Source organism: Mesorhizobium sp. M0152, from assembly GCF_040322415.1.
Lineage (GTDB): Bacteria > Pseudomonadota > Alphaproteobacteria > Rhizobiales > Rhizobiaceae > Mesorhizobium.
This window is the reverse complement of the sequence record NZ_JAMYTH010000002.1, coordinates 254,327-273,476: the sequence shown is the minus strand read 5'-3', so window position 1 is coordinate 273,476 and position 19,150 is coordinate 254,327. Positions and strand designations below refer to the sequence as shown.

At 61.8% G+C, this 19,150-nt stretch carries 21 protein-coding genes; 10 read left to right on the top strand and 11 right to left on the bottom strand.

Annotation, left to right across the window (positions count from 1 at the left end):
- Window positions 1-34: 34 nt before the first annotated feature.
- Together NKJ26_RS03615 and NKJ26_RS03610 are read left to right on the top strand one after the other, a co-directional pair.
- Window positions 35-619 carry a DUF1214 domain-containing protein gene (locus NKJ26_RS03615; protein WP_352693747.1) on the top strand — a complete coding sequence of 195 codons (585 nt, stop codon included), beginning with the start codon at window positions 35-37 and terminating at the stop codon, window positions 617-619.
- Window positions 612-1,181 (top strand): DUF1254 domain-containing protein, encoded by a 570-nt coding sequence (locus NKJ26_RS03610; protein WP_352693745.1) that lies wholly within the window; start codon window positions 612-614, stop codon window positions 1,179-1,181. Before NKJ26_RS03615 ends, NKJ26_RS03610 begins: the two co-directional genes overlap by 8 nt.
- Before the next feature lie 116 nt (window positions 1,182-1,297).
- Here NKJ26_RS03610 and NKJ26_RS03605 read toward each other — a convergent pair whose 3' ends face one another.
- The gene (locus NKJ26_RS03605; protein WP_352599542.1) at window positions 1,298-1,483 is read right to left on the bottom strand and encodes a hypothetical protein; all 186 of its coding nucleotides are present in this window, start codon (window positions 1,481-1,483) and stop codon (window positions 1,298-1,300) included.
- Between the two features lie 211 nt (window positions 1,484-1,694).
- On the opposite strand from NKJ26_RS03605, the gene NKJ26_RS03600 reads away from it, so the two are divergent.
- The gene (locus NKJ26_RS03600) at window positions 1,695-2,723 is read left to right on the top strand and encodes a hypothetical protein (RefSeq protein WP_352693743.1); all 1,029 of its coding nucleotides are present in this window, start codon (window positions 1,695-1,697) and stop codon (window positions 2,721-2,723) included.
- On the opposite strand, the gene NKJ26_RS03595 is transcribed toward NKJ26_RS03600, so the two are convergent.
- The 3 genes from NKJ26_RS03595 to NKJ26_RS03585 all read right to left on the bottom strand — a co-directional run bounded on the left by NKJ26_RS03595 (window position 2,701) and on the right by NKJ26_RS03585 (window position 5,605).
- A complete protein-coding gene (locus NKJ26_RS03595) occupies window positions 2,701-3,048 on the bottom strand; it encodes a DUF1491 family protein (protein WP_352693741.1) in 348 nt (115 codons plus the stop codon). The two genes, NKJ26_RS03600 and NKJ26_RS03595, sit on opposite strands and share 23 nt — an antisense overlap.
- Before the next feature lie 72 nt (window positions 3,049-3,120).
- Window positions 3,121-3,882, bottom strand: coding sequence for a peptidoglycan-binding domain-containing protein (locus NKJ26_RS03590; protein ID WP_352693739.1), 762 nt, complete (start codon window positions 3,880-3,882; stop codon window positions 3,121-3,123).
- Entirely contained in the window at window positions 3,857-5,605 is a 1,749-nt protein-coding gene (locus NKJ26_RS03585; RefSeq protein ID WP_352693853.1) for a sensor histidine kinase, read from the bottom strand. The genes NKJ26_RS03590 and NKJ26_RS03585 overlap by 26 nt, the downstream gene beginning before the upstream one ends.
- Window positions 5,606-6,140: 535 nt before the next feature.
- On the opposite strand from NKJ26_RS03585, the gene NKJ26_RS03580 reads away from it, so the two are divergent.
- Together NKJ26_RS03580 and NKJ26_RS03575 are read left to right on the top strand one after the other, a co-directional pair.
- Complete coding sequence (locus NKJ26_RS03580) at window positions 6,141-6,494, top strand: DUF5330 domain-containing protein (protein ID WP_027022824.1); 354 nt, start codon at window positions 6,141-6,143, stop codon at window positions 6,492-6,494.
- 101 nt (window positions 6,495-6,595) lie between these two features.
- On the top strand, window positions 6,596-7,024 hold the full coding sequence (locus NKJ26_RS03575) for a SufE family protein (RefSeq protein ID WP_352599532.1): 429 nt from the start codon (window positions 6,596-6,598) through the stop codon (window positions 7,022-7,024).
- A gap of 128 nt (window positions 7,025-7,152) precedes the next feature.
- Here the strand turns inward: NKJ26_RS03575 and NKJ26_RS03570 are convergent, their stop codons facing one another.
- Together NKJ26_RS03570 and NKJ26_RS03565 are read right to left on the bottom strand one after the other, a co-directional pair.
- Window positions 7,153-7,578, bottom strand: coding sequence for a Ros/MucR family transcriptional regulator (locus NKJ26_RS03570; RefSeq protein ID WP_352599530.1), 426 nt, complete (start codon window positions 7,576-7,578; stop codon window positions 7,153-7,155).
- Window positions 7,579-7,994: 416 nt separating this feature from the next.
- Complete coding sequence (locus NKJ26_RS03565; RefSeq protein WP_352693851.1) at window positions 7,995-8,363, bottom strand: SH3 domain-containing protein; 369 nt, start codon at window positions 8,361-8,363, stop codon at window positions 7,995-7,997.
- A gap of 116 nt (window positions 8,364-8,479) precedes the next feature.
- Between NKJ26_RS03565 and NKJ26_RS03560 the strand changes: the two genes are divergently transcribed.
- From NKJ26_RS03560 to NKJ26_RS03550, 3 genes are all read left to right on the top strand, one after another.
- Window positions 8,480-10,603: a S9 family peptidase gene (locus tag NKJ26_RS03560; RefSeq protein ID WP_352693736.1), complete on the top strand. Its 2,124-nt coding sequence runs from the start codon at window positions 8,480-8,482 to the stop codon at window positions 10,601-10,603.
- A complete protein-coding gene (locus NKJ26_RS03555) occupies window positions 10,600-11,226 on the top strand; it encodes a LysE family translocator (protein ID WP_352599526.1) in 627 nt (208 codons plus the stop codon). Before NKJ26_RS03560 ends, NKJ26_RS03555 begins: the two co-directional genes overlap by 4 nt.
- Before the next feature lie 150 nt (window positions 11,227-11,376).
- Complete coding sequence (locus NKJ26_RS03550; protein ID WP_352599524.1) at window positions 11,377-11,778, top strand: SET domain-containing protein; 402 nt, start codon at window positions 11,377-11,379, stop codon at window positions 11,776-11,778.
- On the opposite strand, the gene NKJ26_RS03545 is transcribed toward NKJ26_RS03550, so the two are convergent.
- From NKJ26_RS03545 to NKJ26_RS03530, 4 genes are all read right to left on the bottom strand, one after another.
- Window positions 11,775-12,731, bottom strand: coding sequence for a cytochrome c (locus NKJ26_RS03545; RefSeq protein WP_352693733.1), 957 nt, complete (start codon window positions 12,729-12,731; stop codon window positions 11,775-11,777). The genes NKJ26_RS03550 and NKJ26_RS03545 overlap by 4 nt on opposite strands.
- A gap of 14 nt (window positions 12,732-12,745) precedes the next feature.
- Complete coding sequence (locus NKJ26_RS03540) at window positions 12,746-13,183, bottom strand: c-type cytochrome (RefSeq protein ID WP_352599520.1); 438 nt, start codon at window positions 13,181-13,183, stop codon at window positions 12,746-12,748.
- Between the two features lie 248 nt (window positions 13,184-13,431).
- Window positions 13,432-14,034, bottom strand: coding sequence for a superoxide dismutase (locus NKJ26_RS03535; RefSeq protein ID WP_352693731.1), 603 nt, complete (start codon window positions 14,032-14,034; stop codon window positions 13,432-13,434).
- Between the two features lie 419 nt (window positions 14,035-14,453).
- Window positions 14,454-15,332 carry a branched-chain amino acid aminotransferase gene (locus NKJ26_RS03530; RefSeq protein WP_352693729.1) on the bottom strand — a complete coding sequence of 293 codons (879 nt, stop codon included), beginning with the start codon at window positions 15,330-15,332 and terminating at the stop codon, window positions 14,454-14,456.
- A gap of 156 nt (window positions 15,333-15,488) precedes the next feature.
- On the opposite strand from NKJ26_RS03530, the gene NKJ26_RS03525 reads away from it, so the two are divergent.
- Window positions 15,489-16,151 (top strand): haloacid dehalogenase type II, encoded by a 663-nt coding sequence (locus NKJ26_RS03525; protein ID WP_352693849.1) that lies wholly within the window; start codon window positions 15,489-15,491, stop codon window positions 16,149-16,151.
- 224 nt (window positions 16,152-16,375) lie between these two features.
- Window positions 16,376-17,206, top strand: coding sequence for a L,D-transpeptidase (locus NKJ26_RS03520; protein ID WP_352693727.1), 831 nt, complete (start codon window positions 16,376-16,378; stop codon window positions 17,204-17,206).
- A 140-nt stretch (window positions 17,207-17,346) separates the two neighbouring features.
- On the opposite strand, the gene NKJ26_RS03515 is transcribed toward NKJ26_RS03520, so the two are convergent.
- Complete coding sequence (locus NKJ26_RS03515; RefSeq protein WP_352599514.1) at window positions 17,347-18,894, bottom strand: helicase HerA-like C-terminal domain-containing protein; 1,548 nt, start codon at window positions 18,892-18,894, stop codon at window positions 17,347-17,349.
- Window positions 18,895-19,150 lie beyond the last annotated feature (256 nt).

Sequence of the window (19,150 nt, the reverse complement as noted above, 5' to 3'; positions counted from 1 at the left end):
CCCGAGCGGCAATTCTTCATGTACCGGCCCCTTCATGCTCAAGAATGCCTTCCTGACGCTGCTTTCGCTTGCCATAGCCATTGGCGGCGGCGGCGCCAGCGTCTGGTACGCGCTGAAAATCCAGGATGGCGTCGGCGCGATCAGGATCGGCCAATGGACCGCCTTTCCCGATATCGGCACACCGGGCGCGGACCCCTATTCCAAGGCTCGCGTGGCGCGCGAGGGCGTGCTTGCGCTCGGCCGCGCCGAAGGGCTGTCCTTCGTCGCCGAAAATGACGCTGCCGGCGACCAGCTCAAGCGCGAATGCACCTACACGATCGAGGGCGGATTTCCGACCGCCCGGTTCTGGACGCTTTACGCCGCCGATCAATCGCTTGGCGTGGTCGAAACCGGCAAATCGCGGCTTGCGGCGCTTCAATCCTATGAGGTTCTGCGCCAATCCGACAATTCGGTGATCATTTCCGTCGGCCATCACCCGATGCCCGGCAACTGGCTTTTGACCGACGGCTTCGGCAGGATGTATTTCGTGCTGACATTCTACGATACGCCGATCGCCAGCAGCACCGGCCTGTCCGACGTTTCGCTGCCCAGGATCGCGAAGGTCGGCTGCGATGCGTAGTTTCAACACCGCGATGCGCAGGCTTCTGCATGCCGTCCTGCTCGGCCTCGTCGGCGCCGGCATCGTGCATATCGTCGTGCTTCTTCTTGTGCCTGAATTTTCAGAACGCGACGCCTGGTCGCGGCTGTCCATGGTCTCGGATCTCTATCGGATGAACCGGCTCGATGCCGAGGCCGGCGGCGCGCCGGTGGTGAAATCGGTCGACCCGCTGTTCTACGCCACTGCCTGCCGGTTCGACCTGGACGAGGGAATGGTCCGGATCAAAGCGCCGGGGAACGTGCCGTTCTGGTCGGTATCGGTCTATGACCGCGGCGGCCACAACATCTATTCCTTCAACGATCGCACCGCGACCGGCGGCGTGCTGGATGCCGTGGTGCTGACGCCGGCGCAGATGATCGACGTGCGCAAGGATCTTCCCGAGGACCTGCAAGGTGCGATCTTCGTCGAAGCGCCGATCGACGAAGGTATTTTCGTCATCCGCAGCTTCGTGCCGGACGACAGCTGGAAGCCCATCGTGTCGCGCTTTCTCGATCAGAGTTCCTGCGAGCTGCAGGATTTCTAACTGTCGGCTGCGCAATTCCGGACGGAAAACCGCCGCGCACTTTTCCTGGAATTGCTTCAGTATGGTTTCGCGCAATTCCGGACGGAAAACCGCTGCGCACTTTTCCTGGAATTGCTTCAGTGATGCGGCATCGGCGTTCGTGGCGATCCCGGCTTGTCGGGCCCGGCGGGCCGCGCTTCGCCGGTGTTGGACCGCTCGTAGCGGATGCCGGGAAAGATGATCACCGCCGCCGGTATTTCGGTCGCTTGCTTTGCTCGATTGCTCGGTGCCGTTCTCGGCACGAAAGACAGTACCATGCCCATGGTTCGCGCATTCCTCTCGGTTTCCCCGGAGCACAACGCAACGCCTCCAAATATCATTAAGGCCGGCAGAGGGTTAACGGATCGCTAACGGATCGTCGCTACTTTGATCTTTGTTCTGAGGTCAGGACGTTCTGGCCTGAGGCAATCGCGAAACCGACATGATCCCGGTCAAGCGTAGTCAAGTGTGTGTCTGTTATCGGGCGTATCCTTCGTGTCATCTTCGGACTTCAGGCAAATCGCGGCACGGACGGAATCGGGAAAGGCCGAAAGGCTGTTTCGCGCCTCGGTGTCGGCGTTCTGCTCGCTCACCCGTCCGTCGCGCCGTGAGATCGGCCAGCTTGAGGACCTGACGCTGCCGCTGTTCGACCATGTATCCGTCGAATCGCGACGCTATGTGGCAGCCGCGCTTTCGGAATGTGAATATGCGCCTGCCGCGCTGGTGCGCCGTCTCTGCGAGGAACCGGTCGACATTGCCGCGCCGCTGCTCATCCGCTCGCGCGCGGTCAGCGATATCGACCTGATTGCGTTGATTGGCCGGCATGGGCTGCCGCACGCGCGCGCCATCGCGCGCCGCAAGGATTTGAACCCGACCATCGCCGATCTGATCAGGGCACTCGAAAGACCGACCCTGGTGCGGGTGCGGGACCCGGAGACGGAGAACCCCGCTGAACAAGCCATCGCACCCGTGAAGGCGGAAGCGGCCGCAAGCGGCACCACAAAGCAACAGGCGCCCGGGATTGCCGCCGAAGACGCGCGGCACAGACTGCGTTCCATGATGCGCACCGGCGATCAAGCGTTGGCGGCGAAGGTCGATGCGTTCTCCGGCGCGGACATCTACGTCAAACTGCGCGAGACAGCGCTGACGGGAAACGCAGCGTTCTTCCAGACGGCGCTCGCGGACGTCCTCGACATCGATTTTTCAACCGCGCGATCATTGGTCGCCAGCCAGAACTATGCCTCGCTGCTTGCGGCGCTGCGGTCGCTCGACCTGAGCGAGGACCGGGCGTTCCTGATCACGGTTGCCGTCTATCCCGGCCAGTTTCCACACCCGCAGGCGATCCGCACCTTCCTCGACCGCTACCGTCTCCTGCACCGCGATGTGGCTCTGCAGAGAGTGCGGGGATGGAAAGCCGAGCCCGTGCCGACGCCGGTTAGCGAAGCCGCGGCCGCGAACAGCGATAGCCGCAAGGCATCGACCGGCGACGATACCACCCGCCTCAGGGCGTCTTCACGGAAATAAGCTCCTCGACGAGAACGGTGCCGGCCTCGATCTCGACCACCCAGATGTCGGGATCGAACTTCTTTTCCCTCTCCAGTCGCGCGTCCAGGACGGCGGCGTCGTCGCCGGCGGCGAGAAGGCTGAAGAAGCGGTCGTCGGGCTTGGCTGAATCGTAGCTTGTCTGCGGCGCCGGTCCGTAGAGGGCCATTTCGCCCAGCCTGCCTCGCGCCAGAACGAAAACAGCACCGGCTTCTGTCGCGCCGCGCTTGACCACGGCGGCAAATCCGCTGGCGCCGAAAACCCGTCGCAACAGGGCTGAAACCCACAGGTCCGTGGTGACGCGCATGACAAAACTCCGGAAAGCGTGCGGGCTATCTACCGATATTTCCGCCGCCCGGCGAGGCGTCGTTTTCAGCCGTCAGTTAGTCAGGCCGATCTCACGCATCTTGACGTAGACGATCTCATCGGGCTCTCCGGTTTGCGGTAGCCCGAACAGGGACTGGAATTCCTTGATCGCTGCCTTGGTGCGGGCGCCGACGACGCCGTCCAGTTGCATGTCGTCATTGCCGAACGCCTTGAGTCCGGCCTGTATCTTGACGATGCGGGGATCGGGCCCCTCGGGTGCCGCGCTTGTCTGCAGGGACACCGGAACCGCCGGCGATATTTCGGGACGAGCCTGCGGCTTCGGCACGGCGGCCGTCTTTGGCGTTGCGCCGAGCTGATCCAGCAGAAGTGCATCGATATCCCCGGAGGCGTCGAGGCCGACCTTCTGCTGATAGGCCTGTATGGCCTTGCGCGTGTTAGGGCCCGAAATGCCGTCGACCGTGCCGGCGTAGAAATCGAGGTCCTTCAAAATGCCTTGCACCTGCTCGACCACCGGATCGCCCTTGATCGGTGCCGGCGCTGCATTCGGCCGCACGATGTTGAACGTCGTCTCAGGCTCGTCAGCGGCAGTGTGCGGGAAACCCTGGAAGCTGCGGGTGGCGAAAAACGCCCCGGCATGCGGGAAAGGCTGATACCACAGCGCATTCGCCGAGACATAGAACAGCGTCACCAGAAAGGCCGTCGACCCACCCACCAGGACAGGATTGCGCGAAATCATGCCGCCGACGGCGACGGCTCCGTCCTGAAAGGTACTACGGCGCTTGACCGCCTTACGCTGTTTTGCGGAGCGAGCCATTTCCGTCCCCTTTCGCCCTCGTCAACGGCATCGGCAGCACCCCTGCCTGGCTGGCCGGGCGCCCCTTCGGCCCATTGACCGGCAGACTGATGGTCACCGTGGTGCCCTCGCCCGGCATGCTTTCGATCGTCATGGTGCCTTCGTGCAACGCCACAAGGCCCTTCACCAGTGAAAGGCCGAGACCCGTCCCCTCGAAACGGCGGGTATAGTCGTTCTGGATCTGCATAAAGGGCTTGCCGAGATTGGCGAAATCCTCCTCGGCGATGCCGATGCCGGTGTCCCTGACCCAGAAATGCAGACGGGAGCCGATCCGCTTGGCGCCGACGACGACATCGCCGCCATCGGGCGTGAACTTGATCGCATTGGAGACGAGATTGATGAGTATCTGCTGCACGGCACGGCGATCGGCATTGATGTCGCCTGCGTCCGGCGCGATCTGCGCCTGCAGGTCGATGTTCTTGGCCTGCGCCTGCAGCCGCATCATGGACTGGCACATTTCGACGGCTTCCATGAACCGGAACGGCTCCGGTTCCGTCGCGTAGACACCCGATTCGATCCTCGACACGTCAAGTATGGACGTCACGACGGCAAGCAGATGCTGGCCCGAATCCCGCACCAGAGCGACGTATTCCTTCTGGCGCGGGTCCTTGAAGGCACCGAACATCTCGTGCAGCAGCATGTCCGAGAAGCCGATGATGGCGTTCAACGGCGTGCGCAGTTCGTGGCTCACCACCGCCAGGAACCGGCCCTTTGCCACTTCGGCGGACGCGGCCGCCTCTTTGGCTCCCGCGAGCTCTTCGCGCAGCCCGGCGATCTCGTCATTCTCGCGCAGGACAAGCATGAAGACATCGCCGTGATCTTCACCACGCACCAGTTCGAGCGAGAATGGCCGATAATTGTCGGCGGCCAAGCGATTTTCATTCTGCCCGTTGCCATTCTGCGGCAGCCTGATGCGCAGATCGAGCCGCCGCGACAGTGCGCCATCGCGCATATCGGCCAACGCGCTGAGATAGGAGACGCGATCGGAAAGATGGATCCGGTCGAAGAAGCCGGTTCCGAAAAGCAGCTCCGGCGGTAATTTCAAAAGCGTGCGCGCCCTTGCGGAAGCATCCAGGACCTCGCCATGGCGAGCGACGCGCAAGACCACCGCGTCGATGATGTCTTCCAGCCGATCCCCGGTATCCACGATATCGGTCGTAACGGAGCTGTCGCGAAACGCCGATACGCGCGGGATGAGCGTGAGCGCCCAGGCCAGCGGCACCAGCCAATGCCAGGCCGCGATCTGCGCACCCGCGAATGGAAAGAAAGCCGGGGCCAGGGGCTGAAGCGCAATGGCGGTGACGGCTGAAACGGCGCCCCAGAGCGCGGCACGCCGCGAGCCGCCAATCCACCAGGCTTCGTATGGAAGCGCCACGACCAGCATGGCGACAGGAGAGCCCAGCCCGCCGGCGGCGGCGATGAGAGCGCCAAGGGCAAAGCCTGCCATGGCCAGCGCGATCTGGCCCGCCAAAGCCATCTTGCCGGTCGCAGCCACCAGCAGGGCGACGAACCAGCACAGACCGAATGCGGCGAAGATCGCGGCCACGGTGACCGCGGCGCCCATGCCAGAAGTGACAAGCGTGACCGCGGTTCCGGCAGCAAAGAATGGAGCGGCCAGCATGACGCCGATGAAGCGGCGCTGGCGCTCGCGGTCGTTCCGCCCAACGATGGACGGATGGACCATCCGTTCGCAGCCGGCGGCCATCGCGCCAGGCAATTCTGCGTATCTGGCCTTGATCGGCATCAACTCAACGCACCCGCACTCGTCGTGAACAGCTCTGCTTTGCAGATTGTTTTGGTTGGCTTTGAAACTCGCATCCAGCGTTTAAAGAATGGATAAGGCTGAGCCGACCAAAGCCCGACCTGCGGCGAATATCGGGATGGCGGCGGCCAAAAACCCCGGGCAAATGCAGCCATAGTAAACGGAGGGTTATCCGGGAACGCTTCCCGTCGGCGGACGAGGCGCCGCGGCCGAACCGCGCAATTTTACAGAAACTGCAATGAAACCAGCGGGATAAGTGGTTGTCAGGCGGCAACGAAAATCGTCACGATTTGAAATAAATCGATTAGAAAAACGCTTCGTTTCGAATTTGCCTAAAATTTGCGGAAAATTCTCGCTTTGCCCGCAAGCCGTCCTTTGTGCCTATGTGCCAATATCCTGCCCACAAAAGAGGTCATGCCAAATGGATGCATGATCCGGTCACGACGAGAGGCAAGGCATGTTCTTCCTGATGAGAATGGCTTTCTGGTTTTCGCTGGTGCTGCTGGCGCTGCCGCTGAGCGTCGGTTCCGACGAGCCAGGTCGGGAAAGCGTCGGGCCGATCCAGGCTCTGTTCGCGGCACGCGACGCCGTCGGCGACATTGCCGGCATCTGCGAACGCAAACCCGATGTGTGTGAAACCGGCAAGTCGGCGATGCATACCATCACCGCCCGGGCCAAGGAGACCGCCAAGATTGCGGCCGCCATGCTGGACGACAAGTCCGCTGCTGGGCCAGACACTTCGACGACCACCGGCAGCGTGCCGGAAGAAATCGTCCTGCCCGAGACCGTCAACCTGCCGGTGCGGAATTAGGCCGTTTCGACGGCGCACCGCGGGTCTGTCGGCCCTCTCGACGCCCGCAGTGTCCTTGTTTTTTCCGTGACGCGGCGCCGCCGCGTCACTATATCCGGGTCATGACGACCACGATCCAGACGATCCGCGACGATTTCTCGTTCCTCGACGAATGGGACGACCGCTATCGCTACGTCATTGAACTCGGTGAAGCGCTGCCGCCATTTCCCGATCAGGAACGCAACGCCGCCAACAAGGTGCCCGGCTGCGTCAGCCAGGTTTGGCTGACCACGGAACGTGGCCCCGGTGCGGACCCGGTGATCACCTTCAAGGGCGATTCCGACGCCCACATCGTGCGCGGGTTGGTGGCGATCATGCTGGCGCTGTTTTCCGGAAGGACCGCCAGCGAAATCCAGAAAACCGATGCGGAAGCGACGCTGAAGGCACTCGGGTTGAACGAGCACCTGTCGCCGCAGCGCGCCAATGGCCTTCGCTCCATGGTCAAGCGCATCAAACGCGACGCAGAGATGGCACTCGCGCAGACAGCCTGAGCATGCGTCGGCCAGCCATCCCGCTGGCCATTTCAGAACGTCAGCGCGCCACGATTGACCACACCCTGCCCTTGAAAAATCAAACGGCGCCCGAAGGCGCCGTTCATGCCGGTGTGGTCCGACAGCGATCAGCGCGATTTGCGCTTGCGGCCGAGCCCCATCTTCTTGGCAAGCTGCGACCGGGCAGCGGCATAATTCGGCGCAACCATCGGATAGCTCGGATCGAGATTCCACTTCTCGCGATACTGGTCGGGCGTGAGATCATAATGGGTCATCAGGTGGCGCTTGAGCGACTTGAACTTCTTGCCGTCTTCAAGACAGACGATGTAGTCGTCATGAACCGAGCGCTTCGGGTTTACAGCCGGCTTCTGCTTATCGGCAGGAGGCTGTTCGGCGGTTCCGCCCACACGCCCGAGAGCGGCATGGACATCAGAGATCAGGCTAGGCAGTTCGCCGACCGGAACGGGATTGTTGCTGACATAGGCAGCCACCACATCGGCGGTCAGTTCGATCAGCGCGTCATTGCTCGTGGAAGGTGTTTCGGCAATATCCATGGTCTTCAGGCCCCAACAAGAGTTACGTCCGTCTGCGCCCTTTTTTACAAGCAGGGCACTGCACGAATTTATGCAGATAGAGCTTCTGCGATTCGTGTCACGTGGACATCAATGCGTCCATAGGTCAAGTAAGTCAATTCGCGTCCCGCATTATATTTATGGATGTTGATCAACTATTCCCGGATCAGCTTCAACCTTTCGTGCATTTTGTAATTTTTCGATATTTCGCTCGCCAAATCGGCAAAAGCCGACGCGGCGTCAGTTTGTCGTTACATTCGCGCTAACTCACAAAGCAGATGTAAATGCTCCAGTTTGCTTAGCCAAGGGCGCCGGCGACCTTGGTTGTTCACATCTGTTCACAAAACCAGAGGTTGCCGCACGTCTTCGCGCAAGCAACCACGATCGATGCGAGTCAATCAATATGGAGTGATGTATTTGCCATAGGCCCAACCGGTGACGAAGCTGCCGTCGTTGGCGGGATCGTGCCAGACTTGGCACCAGCGGTAGCGAACCGCCTGCCGCTGCTGCCATGCCGGCCGATTGGCGATGTCGAGCAGATTTATCCCACCGGTGCATCGTCCGGTCATCTGCAAAACCGTCCCGTTCGGGTACGCCGCCTGTTTCTGGGATGTGCCAGACGGATATTTGCGGACGTTGAGCGTGTCGCCGAACGGCACATTGGCCACTTGCCAAGCCGCGAATACGGTCGCATGAGACTGGCCGGTAGAAGCCAGACTTAGTGAAGCAACGGCGAAAGCCGTGGCAGTCCAAGAACGAATATCCATCATTTCTCCCCCCGGCCCATCTCCTGGAGCCACGTGACTTCTACGCTGCGGCTCTTGAACCCGCCCTGATCGGCGTGTTCATTCGCCATTCAAGATCATCCCCGAAGCGAGACGCAATGACCAAGACTTCCGCATTTCCGATCCTCAGCCCGCCAACGCCCGAAAAGCGGCCGGTGTCCGACACTCATCACGGCGTCACGCGAACCGACGAATATGCCTGGCTGCGCGCCGACAACTGGCAGGAGATGTTCAGGGATCCGTCACTGCTCGATGCGGGCATCCGCGCGGAGCTTGATGCCGAGAATGCCTATCAGTCAAAATTGATGGCCGACACGGTCGGGCTGCAGAAGCAGCTGTTCAAGGAGATGAAGGGCCGCATCAAGGAAGACGATTCTTCCGTGCCTATGAAGGATGGACCCTATGCCTACGGCTCTTCCTTCAAACTCGGCGGCGAGCAGCCGCGCTATTTCCGCACGCCGCGCGATGGCGGCGCCGAGCAGATCCTGCTCGATGGTGACGCGGAGGCCGAAGGCAAGGCCTATTTCCGGCTCGGCGGCGTCGATCATTCGACCGATCATCGCAAGCTCTTGTGGGCATTCGACGACAAGGGTTCCGAATTCTACACGCTGCGCGTGCGTGACCTTGCCGACGGCAGGGAACTGGCGGACCAAATTCCCGCCACCGGCGGGTCGGGTGTATGGGATGCGGGCAATGACGGCTTCTTCTACACCCGCCTCGATCCCAATCACCGGCCGTCGAAGGTGCTGTTTCATGCGCTCGGCGACAGCCATGAAAACGACCGGCTGATCTACGAGGAAACCGATCCCGGTTTCTTCATGGATGTCGGCGGCACCCGTTCCAACGAGTGGATCATGATCGGTATCAACGATCACGAGACGTCGGAATACCGACTGTTGAGCGCCAGCGACCCGTTCGGCGAACCCAGGCTGGTCTCGCCGCGCGAAATTGGCCTTCAATATGACCTGGAAGAGGGCGGCGACATCTTCTTCATCCTGACCAATGCCGACGGCGCCAAGGATTTCAAGATCATGACGGCGCCGGCGAGCGACCCGGTGCGCGCAAACTGGCAGGAGTTGGTGCCGCACGAGCCGGGCCGGCTGATCCTGTCGGTGATCGGCTTCAAGGACCACATGGTGCGGCTCGAACGCAAGGAGGGCCTGCCGCGTATCGTCGTGCGCGACCGCATGAGCGGCGAGGAACATCTCCTGTCTCTCGACGAGGAGGCCTTCTCGCTCGGCCTGTCGGGCTCCTATGAATACGACACCGAGATCATGCGCTTTTCCTACTCGTCGATGACGACGCCGGCGCAAGTGTGCGACTACAATATGTGCACCCGCGAGCGGGTGCTGCTGAAGACCCAGGAAGTGCCATCCGGACACGATCCGGACCACTACGTCACCAGGCGGCTGATGGCGCCCGCAGCCGATGGCGAGCTGGTGCCGATCTCGCTTCTGCACCACCGCGACACGCCCCTGGATGGTTCCGCACCTTGCCTGCTTTACGGCTACGGCTCCTATGGCATCACCGTGCCGGCCGCGTTCAACACCAACTGGTTCTCCCTGGTCGACCGCGGATTCGTCTTTGCCATCGCTCACGTCCGCGGCGGCAAGGACAAGGGCTATGGCTGGTACGACGACGGCAAGCGAGCACACAAGATGAATACGTTCACCGATTTCATCGCCTGTGCGCGCCACCTTGTCGCCGAGCGCTACACGACGCATGACCGCATCATCGCGCAAGGCGGCTCGGCCGGCGGCATGCTGATGGGCGCGATTGCCAACATGGCTCCGGAATGCTTCGGCGGCATCGTCGCCGAGGTCCCTTTCGTCGACGTGCTCACCACCATGCTCGATGCCAGCCTGCCGCTGACGCCGCCGGAATGGCCGGAATGGGGCAATCCGATCGCTTCAGCGGAAGATTACCGGACGATCGCCGCCTATTCGCCCTATGACAATGTCGCAGCGCTCGATTATCCGCCGATCCTGGCGCTCGCCGGTCTCACCGACCCGCGCGTCACCTATTGGGAGCCGGCGAAATGGGTGGCGCGGCTGCGCGACCGCAAGAGCGGCGACAATCCGGTGCTGTTCAAGATCAACATGGATTCTGGCCATGCCGGCGCATCCGGCCGATTTTCCAGGCTGGAGGAAATCGCTTATACCTACGCCTTCGCGCTGAAGGTCGCAGGCAAGGCGCAGCTCACGGGAGAAACCAGCCAATGATCGATCCGGCCACCTTGATCACCTACATCGCGGTGGTGCTTGGCTTCGTCTTTATTCCCGGTCCCGCCACGCTGCTGACGATCGCCCGGGCGACGAGCTCGGGAACGAAGGTCGGGATCGCCACCGGTGCGGGGATCGCGGCCGGCGACGTGTTTCATACAGTGATGGCGATGGTCGGCATCTCGGCCATCATCGCCACGTCGGCGACGCTGTTTAGCATCATAAAGTATATAGGGGCGGCCTATCTCGTTTATCTCGGCATTCGGGCGATCCTCGAGAAAGCGCCGGTGGATCCGGCGGCCGGATCGCTGGCGATCTCTACCGGCAAGGCTTTTCGGCAAGCCGTCCTCACCGAGATGCTCAACCCCAAGACCGCGCTTTTCTTCCTCGCGTTCCTGCCACAGTTCGTGCGGACCGAGAGCGGATCGGTGGTTCTCCAGTTGACCACACTGGGAATCATCTTCGTCGTGCTGGGGCTTTTCAGCACGGTCGTGTTTGCCGTGAGCGCCGGTCGGCTCGGCACTTTCCTGCGCCGAAATCCGACGGTGTTGCGGTGGCAGGGCAAGGTCGTCGGCGGCATCTATTGCGCCTTGGGCGTCCGTCTGGCCTTGCAGCAACGCTGACGCCGGTAGGCCCCAGTCCCCGCGCGAGCCTGACAAGCAGGTTTTTTGAATTCCGCGTTGCTCATTTTCACTCGCAATTGCGACGGTCGCGCGCTACCCAAAGCACGATTTTCCCGGGCCACGACGCCCACAATCGCACAAGGTTCCATTATGCTGCTCGTCGACGTCTATCTCGACAAATCGCCAATCCAGGGCATCGGCGTCTTTGCCAAGAACGCTATTTCCCGCGGCACGCTGATCTGGAAGCTGGATCCGAGATTCGACCGGCTGATCGCGGTCGAGACCTATGAGCGCGAGACCGGACCGGTGAAGAATTACCTCGACCGCTACTCCTACCCGGACCGGCGAGATCCGAACTATATCGTCTTCGAGGCCGACGACGCGCGCTACATGAACCATGCCGACGAGCCGAACTGCGACGTCTCATCGCCCGAGGAGACCTTTGCATTGCGCGACATCGCGCCCGGCGAGGAATTGACCTGCAACTACAATCATTTCTTCGAGACGGGCTTCGACTTTCTGGGCGACCGCCACTTGTCATCGGACAATTAGTTCGCGGCCTTCTTGCGCGCCGGATAGCCGTTCGGATGCGGCGGAACCGCCTTCAGATAGGCGGCGATGGCCGCACGATCATCCGGCGTCAGTTCGGCCATGTTCCGCTGCACGTCGACCATGGCGCCGCCGACGGAATCGAAATCGGGCGTGAAGCCGGTTTCGAGGTAGTTGGCGATGTCGGCTTGCGACCAGTCGCCGATACCGCCCTCGCCCGAGGTGACGTTCGGCACGATGCCGCTGCCTTCGGCGGCCACGGCGCCCGCCAGCCACTGGTTCTTCTTCGTGCCGCCCGCAAGGTCGCGCGGCGTGTGGCATTCGCCGCAATGACCCGGCCCTTCGACCAGATAGCGACCGGCCCTCACGGCATCAGGCGCGCCATCGGGCAAGGAGACAACAGGTTGGTCGCTGAGATAGAGCAGCTTCCACAGGCCGATGCCGCGACGGATGTCGAAGGGGAAACCGAGCGAATTGTCCGGCGCCTTGCCGGTAACCGCGGGCAGCGTCTTCAGGAACGCGTAAAGGTCGGCGATGTCGCCCGGCTTCATGCGGGCGTAGGACGCATAGGGAAACGCCGGATAAAAATGCTCGCCTGAAGGCGACACGCCCTTCAGCATGGCGTTGGCCAGGTCCTCCACCGACCATGCACCGATGCCGTCCTTGGCGTCCTGCGAGATATTGGGCGGCACGAAGGTGCCGAACGGCGTCTTGAGCTTGAGTCCCCCAGTGAGTTCAAGCCGCGCCTCGCCCTGCGAACCGGGCTTGGCGTGGCAGGAGGTGCAGCCACCGGCATAGAAGATGCGCTTGCCCCTGGCGACGTCGCCTGGCCCAAGTTCAGCCACCGTCGCGGCGTCGAGCCGGACCGGTGCCGACAGAAACCATGCGGCAATCGCGCCGACGCCGCCCAGGACAAAGGCGGCGCCGACGAGCCTTCCAAGCAAGGGCCCAAGCAAGGGCATCGCCTGGATCAGCCCTTTTTTACCCGATAGGTCTGGTGGCAGGTGCCGCAATCACCACCGATAATATTGATCTGTGATTTCAGCGCGTCGATGTCCGCGGGCGCGGCGGCGACAGCGGCCTTGACGTCGGCGAGATATTTGTCCGCGGTGGCCTTGAAGCCGGCCATGTCCTGCCAGATCTTCGGCGACGCTGTGGTGTCGCCGGTGTCGCTGCCTGCCGGAAACAACGCGTCGGCGTCGAATTTCTCGGCATTCGCCTGGAGCGCCTGCAATGTCGTCAGCACGGCAGCGGCGTCAAAAGGCTCCTCGCCCTTGACCACTTTCGACAGGCCGCCGACGATCTTTCCACGTTCCTTCATCAGGGCTTGCCGATCGAGCATCGGGTCGGCAAAGGCCGCCGAACCGGCAAGCGCGAGCATAGAGATGGCGATGACAAGCTTTCTCATTCATTGGCTCCATAATGAAGGCATTTCGGGATGGAACGTTAACGGATGTGACGGGTGGAATATTCCCTTTTCCCGCATGATTTTTGCGGGACCTGCGGGACTTCGATGCGGAAAAAAGAAAAGCCCCGGCGGGGCTTTTCTGGACGATCGATCAGGCTACAGCGCCGCATGCCTTTCTGGCGCGCAAAGGACGCTGTGTTTTGACCAAGCGCATGATCCTTGCCGAAAATCGGATCCGATTTTCGGGGTCATGCGCGGGCCTTCTCGTACAATTCGAGGACATGGTCCCAGTTGATCAGGCTGTCTACGAACGCCTCCAGATATTTCGGGCGGGCATTGCGATAGTCGATGTAATAGGAGTGTTCCCAGACGTCGACGCCAAGGATCGGCGACGCGCCATGAACGAGCGGGTTCTCGCCGTTCGGGGTCTTCGAGATCGCCAGCTTGCCGTCCTTGACCGAAACCCAGGCCCAGCCCGAACCGAATTGCGTCGTTCCAGCGGCGATGAAGTCGGCCTTGAATTTGTCGTAGCCGCCGAGATCGCTGTCGACCGCCTTCTGCAAGGCATCCGGCAGCTTGTTGCCGCCTCCGCCCTTCTTCATCCACTTCCAAAAATGGATGTGATTGTAGTGCTGGGCGGCATTGTTGAAGAGGCCGGCATTCTTGCCGAAGGACTGCTTGACCACCTCTTCGACCGACAGATCGCCCAGTCCGGCCTCGGCGGCCAGCTTGTTGCCGTTGTCGACATAGGCCTTGTGGTGCTTGTCGTGGTGATATTCCAGCGTCTCTTTCGACATGTAAGGCTGCAAGGCCTCATAGTCGTAAGGCAGAGCGGGCAATTCAAAAGCCATGGATGGTACTCCCTCGTGGAAAAATCCGGTGTGGATACCGGACTAACATAGGTCTGGATTGAGCTGGAACAACTCCGGAATGAAGCGCCAGTTCCCTTCTAATCAGGTTCCGGAAAACTGTCACATGGTTTTCCCAGGAGCAACGGATCCGGGTTAACGGGACCGTTCGGAGCGTTCGCCGGCGCTCCTCTGGAGCGTTCGCCGGCGCGTTGGTTGAGAAGCATCACACGAAAAACCCGCCTGTGCGGCGGGTCATCGGCGCAAATCTGCACCATAGATAAATACCTACCATAGCTGCACTCACCCTGTCAAGAAAAAATTCCTATCATGAGAGCCGCCGGTACCGCCGATGTTGGCCGTTCGGAGTCCCGCGGTTTCCCACGATGCACCGCGTAGCGATAAAAAGTCTGGCGGAGGCGTCAGCCCGTCGACGTCGAATGTGCCCAATCCCAATAGAGCTCGCGCGCCTTCTTGGCCACCGGCCCGGGTTGCAGGTTGCGGTCCTCGATACGGATGATCGGCACCACCTTGGAATGATTTCCGGTCGAAAAGATCTCGTCCGCCTCGAGGAAATCCCGCACCGACAGCGTCTTTTCCGTGGTCCTGAACCCATACTCGCCAAGCAGCGTCATCGTGCGCGAGCGCGTGATGCCGGAGAGGAAGGTGCCGTTCGGCGCCGGCGTCAGCACATGGCCGTCCTTGACCAGGAAAATGTTCGAGGTTCCGGTCTCGGCGACGTTGCCCAGCATGTCGAGCACCATCGCATTGTCGAAGCCGCGCATCTTGGCTTCAAGGATGGCACGGCCATTGTTGGGATAGAGGCAGCCGGCCTTGGCATTGGTCGGCATGGTTTCGATGGTCGGGCGCCGGAACGGCGACACGGTCACCGAGAAGCCGGTGGGCGGGATCATCGGCGATTCGTAGAGGCAGAGGCAAAAGCGGGTCGAGGCGGGATCGGCCGGCACGCCCATATAGCCGCCGTGCTCGGCCCAGTACATCGGCCTGATGTAAACCGCGGTCTTGCCGTCGAATTTCTTCAAACCATCCCAGGTCAATCCGACGATCTGTTCAGGCGTCATGTTCGGCTTGAGGCCGAGCGCGATCGCCGAGGCATTCACCCTTCCGGCATGGAGTTCCAGGTCCGGCGCCACACCCTCGAACCATCGAGCGCCGTCGAACACGCTGGTGCCAAGCCACGTTGCGTGGCTGCGCGGCCCCAGAATGGCGACATTGCCCTCATACCAATCGCCATCCACGAAAGTCCATGTCGCGGATTGCGCCGCAGCCGCCAGTGTCATCGCCTTGTCCCGCTTCAATCGACATCGTCCAGGCGCCATTGGATGACGCTTGGCGGGCGCCGTCAACCGGCATCAGCGGAGTTTTGTTGAGGCCAGCGGCAGGCATGATGCAATCAAGGCTTGCACCTTGTGGCGGCTCGCCTCAAAACTGTCGTCATGCATTATGCCGCCTATGTTTTCGACGCCTATGGCACGCTCTTCGATGTGCACGCCGCGGTGCGCCGGCATGCCGACGAGATCGGCCCGGACGGTCAGCTCCTGTCCGAGATCTGGCGCGCCAAGCAGCTCGAATATTCCTGGGTGCGCACGCTGATGGGCGCCTATGCCGATTTCTGGCAATTGACCGAGCAAGCGCTCGATTTCGCCTTGCGCAAGGTTCCCTCGGCCGATCCCGGCATCAAGGCGAAATTGCTGGACGCCTATTGGCGGTTGGACTGCTATCCGGAAGTGCCGGCCGTTCTCAAGGCGCTCAAGGCTTCGGGTGCAAGACTGGCGATCCTGTCCAACGGCTCGCCGGAAATGCTCGAGGCGGCGGTGAAATCCGCCGCGCTCGACCATGTTCTGGACGACGTCTATTCCGTCGATGCCGTGCGGCGCTTCAAGACCGATCCCGCGGTCTACGACATGGTCGCCACCGGCTGGCGGCTCTATCCCGGCGCGGTTTCCTTTCAGTCCTCCAATCGCTGGGACATTGCCGGGGCGACCAAATTCGGCTTCCGCACAGTCTGGATCAACCGATCCGACCAGCCGGAGGAATACCGGGATTTTCCACCGGCCCTGATCCTGCCGTCGCTCGAAGCGCTGGTGTCCGGCGCCTAATGCACGTCGCCCAAAAAGTGGCCTCGGGTTTGGACGCGACGTGCTTCAGGTCGCCACCCTGTGTCCCCGGCGCCACAGTGACGATGCTGTCACAGCTTCGCCTTTCTTTGTCCACGTTCGGGCCAGAATCGGAACCGCCTATCGCGCCGGCTGTTGGTCAGACATCCACGCAGCAGGTGGTGCATTCACGCTTTGTTGCTATTTGAGTTCTAAAGAAGGCAACCATGTCCATAACCGAAATCGAATCCTATCGCCTGAGCCGTCGCGGCTTCCTCAACGCCGCTGCATTGGGCGCCGCCTCGATCGCGGTTTCCGCATGCGCCACCACCGGGCCGGGACCGGTCGAGCCGCCGCCGCCGGCCTATGTCGAGCCGCCGCTTGCCGACTATGCAGCCATGTACGCGGCCGTCAGCGATGGCGGCTTCGATCTGCCGGCCATCCCGGTCGACAGGATCGACCCGCAGTTCCTGCGTCAGATCGTTCCTGATCCGACCGGGCAGAAACCGGGAACCATCGTCGTCGATACAACCGGCCATTTCCTTTATCTGGTCCGTCCGGGCGGCCAGGCGATCCGCTACGGCGTCGGTCTCGGCCGTGCCGGCTTCGAATGGTCGGGCGACGCCGTCGTCCAATGGAAGCAGAAATGGCCGAAGTGGACGCCGCCGGATGACATGATCGCCCGCCAGCCGGAACTGAGGCAATACAGCGCCGACAATGGCGGCATGCCCGGAGGGCTGAAGAACCCGCTTGGCGCGCGCGCGCTCTATCTCTTCCAGGGCAATGTGGACACGCTATACCGCCTGCACGGTTCGCCGGAATGGCGTTCGATCGGCAAGTCGGTCTCGTCCGGCTGCGTGCGCCTGATGAACCAGGACATCATCGATCTCTATGATCGCGTGCCTACGAAGAGCCCGGTCATCGTGACCAGCGACGCCAGCCAGCCGATGGTGGCCGCGGCGACGGCCAACCACAAGGCCATTCCGATCGACGCCGGTGTACCGGACGGATCGGTGCTGCTTGGCCCGGTGAAGGCGATCACCGACTCGATCTTCTGATCTCGAACAGAACGCTGCACGACCCGGAAATCGGATTCGATTTTCGGGTCGTGCACAAAATCAAATTGCTATGGCGTCCTTTGCACACCAAAGGGCGCTGGCCTGGAGCGGCGATCGCGCCGCTCTGCTTTGGTCGACGCTCAGCGTCCTCGCGACAGGCTGCCCAAAATCCCGCGCACGATCGCCCGGCCCACCGACGAGCCGACGGAGCGAACCACCGACTTGATCGCCGCCTCGGCTACCGTCTGGCGATTGGACGGACGCGGTCCGGGGGCGCGACGGCCGCCTGATGGCGGCGCGGGATCGTCATTGCCAAAGCCTGGAATGGTCCAGCGTGAACCGCCGCTGCCTGCCTGCTGCGCCTGTTGTTCGGCGTCCTGCGCCTCCTTGGCTTTCTTCTGCAGCATCTCGAATGCGGATTCGCGGTCGATGACCTGGTCGTACTGGCCGGCGACCGGGCTCTCCGCGATCAGCTGGCGGCGCTCGTCGGGCGTGATCGGGCCAAGGCGCGACGATGGCGGGCGGATCAGCGTTCGCTGCACCATGGACGGGACGCCCTTGGCTTCCAGCGTCGAGACCAGCGCCTCGCCAGTGGCGAGCTGGGTAATGGCGGTCATGCAGTCGAAATCGGGATTCGGCCGGAACGTCTCGGCCGCCGTCCTCACCGCCTGCTGCTCACGCGGCGTATAGGCGCGCAGCGCGTGCTGTACGCGGTTGCCGAGCTGAGCCAGGACCTTTTCAGGAATATCCAAAGGGTTCTGCGTGACGAAATAGACGCCGACGCCTTTCGAGCGGATCAGGCGGACCACTTGTTCGACGCGATCGATCAGCACCTTGGGCGCTTCGTCGAAAAGCAGGTGCGCTTCGTCGAAGAAGAACACCAGCTTCGGCTTGTCGGGGTCGCCGACTTCCGGCAGCACCTCGAACAGTTCCGACATCAGCCACAACAGGAAGGTCGCGTATAGCCGCGGGTTCATCATCAGCTTGTCGGCGGCAAGCACACTGATGGCGCCGCGCCCGTCGCGGGTGGTGCGCATGATGTCGGAGATCCGCAAGGCCGGCTCGCCGAAGAAATTTGCCGCACCCTGCTGCTCCAGAACCAGCAAGGTGCGCTGGATGGCGCCGACCGACGGCTTCGTGACGTTGCCGTAGCGGGCGCCGATCTCGTCGGCGCGCTCCGCGATGTTGGCGAGCAGCGCCTGCAGGTCCTTCATGTCGAGCAGCAGCAGGCCTTCCTCGTCGGCCAGACGGAAGGCGATGTTCATGATGCCTTCCTGGGCCTCGGAGAGATTCATCAGGCGCGACAAGAGCAGCGGCCCCATTTCCGAAACCGTCGCGCGGATGGGATGGCCCTGCTCGCCGAACAGATCCCAGAAGATGACAGGAAACTCCTGGAAGTCGTAAGGGTCGAGCTTGATCTGTTGGGCGCGCTTGACCAGGAAGTCCTGGGCCGTGCCCATCATGGCGATGCCTGACAAGTCGCCCTTGATATCGGCGCAGAACACCGGCACGCCGGCGTTGGAAAAACCTTCGGCCAGTATCTGCAAGGTAACTGTCTTGCCGGTGCCGGTGGCGCCGGTTACCAGGCCGTGGCGATTTCCATATTGCAGCAGCAGGTTCTCGGCACGCTGATAGCTGTCGTCCGGCTTGCGGCTGGCGCCGATAAAAATACTGGTGTCGTCAGCCATATGTCCGGTCTCCGCAAACTGATGTGTCTAAAGCCAGCCCTTGCCCGAAGGTATAGTGAGGCCGTCGCACAGCGACAATGCCAATCGTCGAAATCGGGTTTTTGGAGCTTGCGGATTTTGCCGGTGTTTGGCAATCGTTCATGGTTCGTCCTCTCGGGCCGGTGCACGCCTGGCGGATCGAATCCTGGTCTCGGAAGGCATTGCATTGCGATATCGCACCGGGGCTCGTAGACTGAAGTGCTCCAAGCTGATGCGG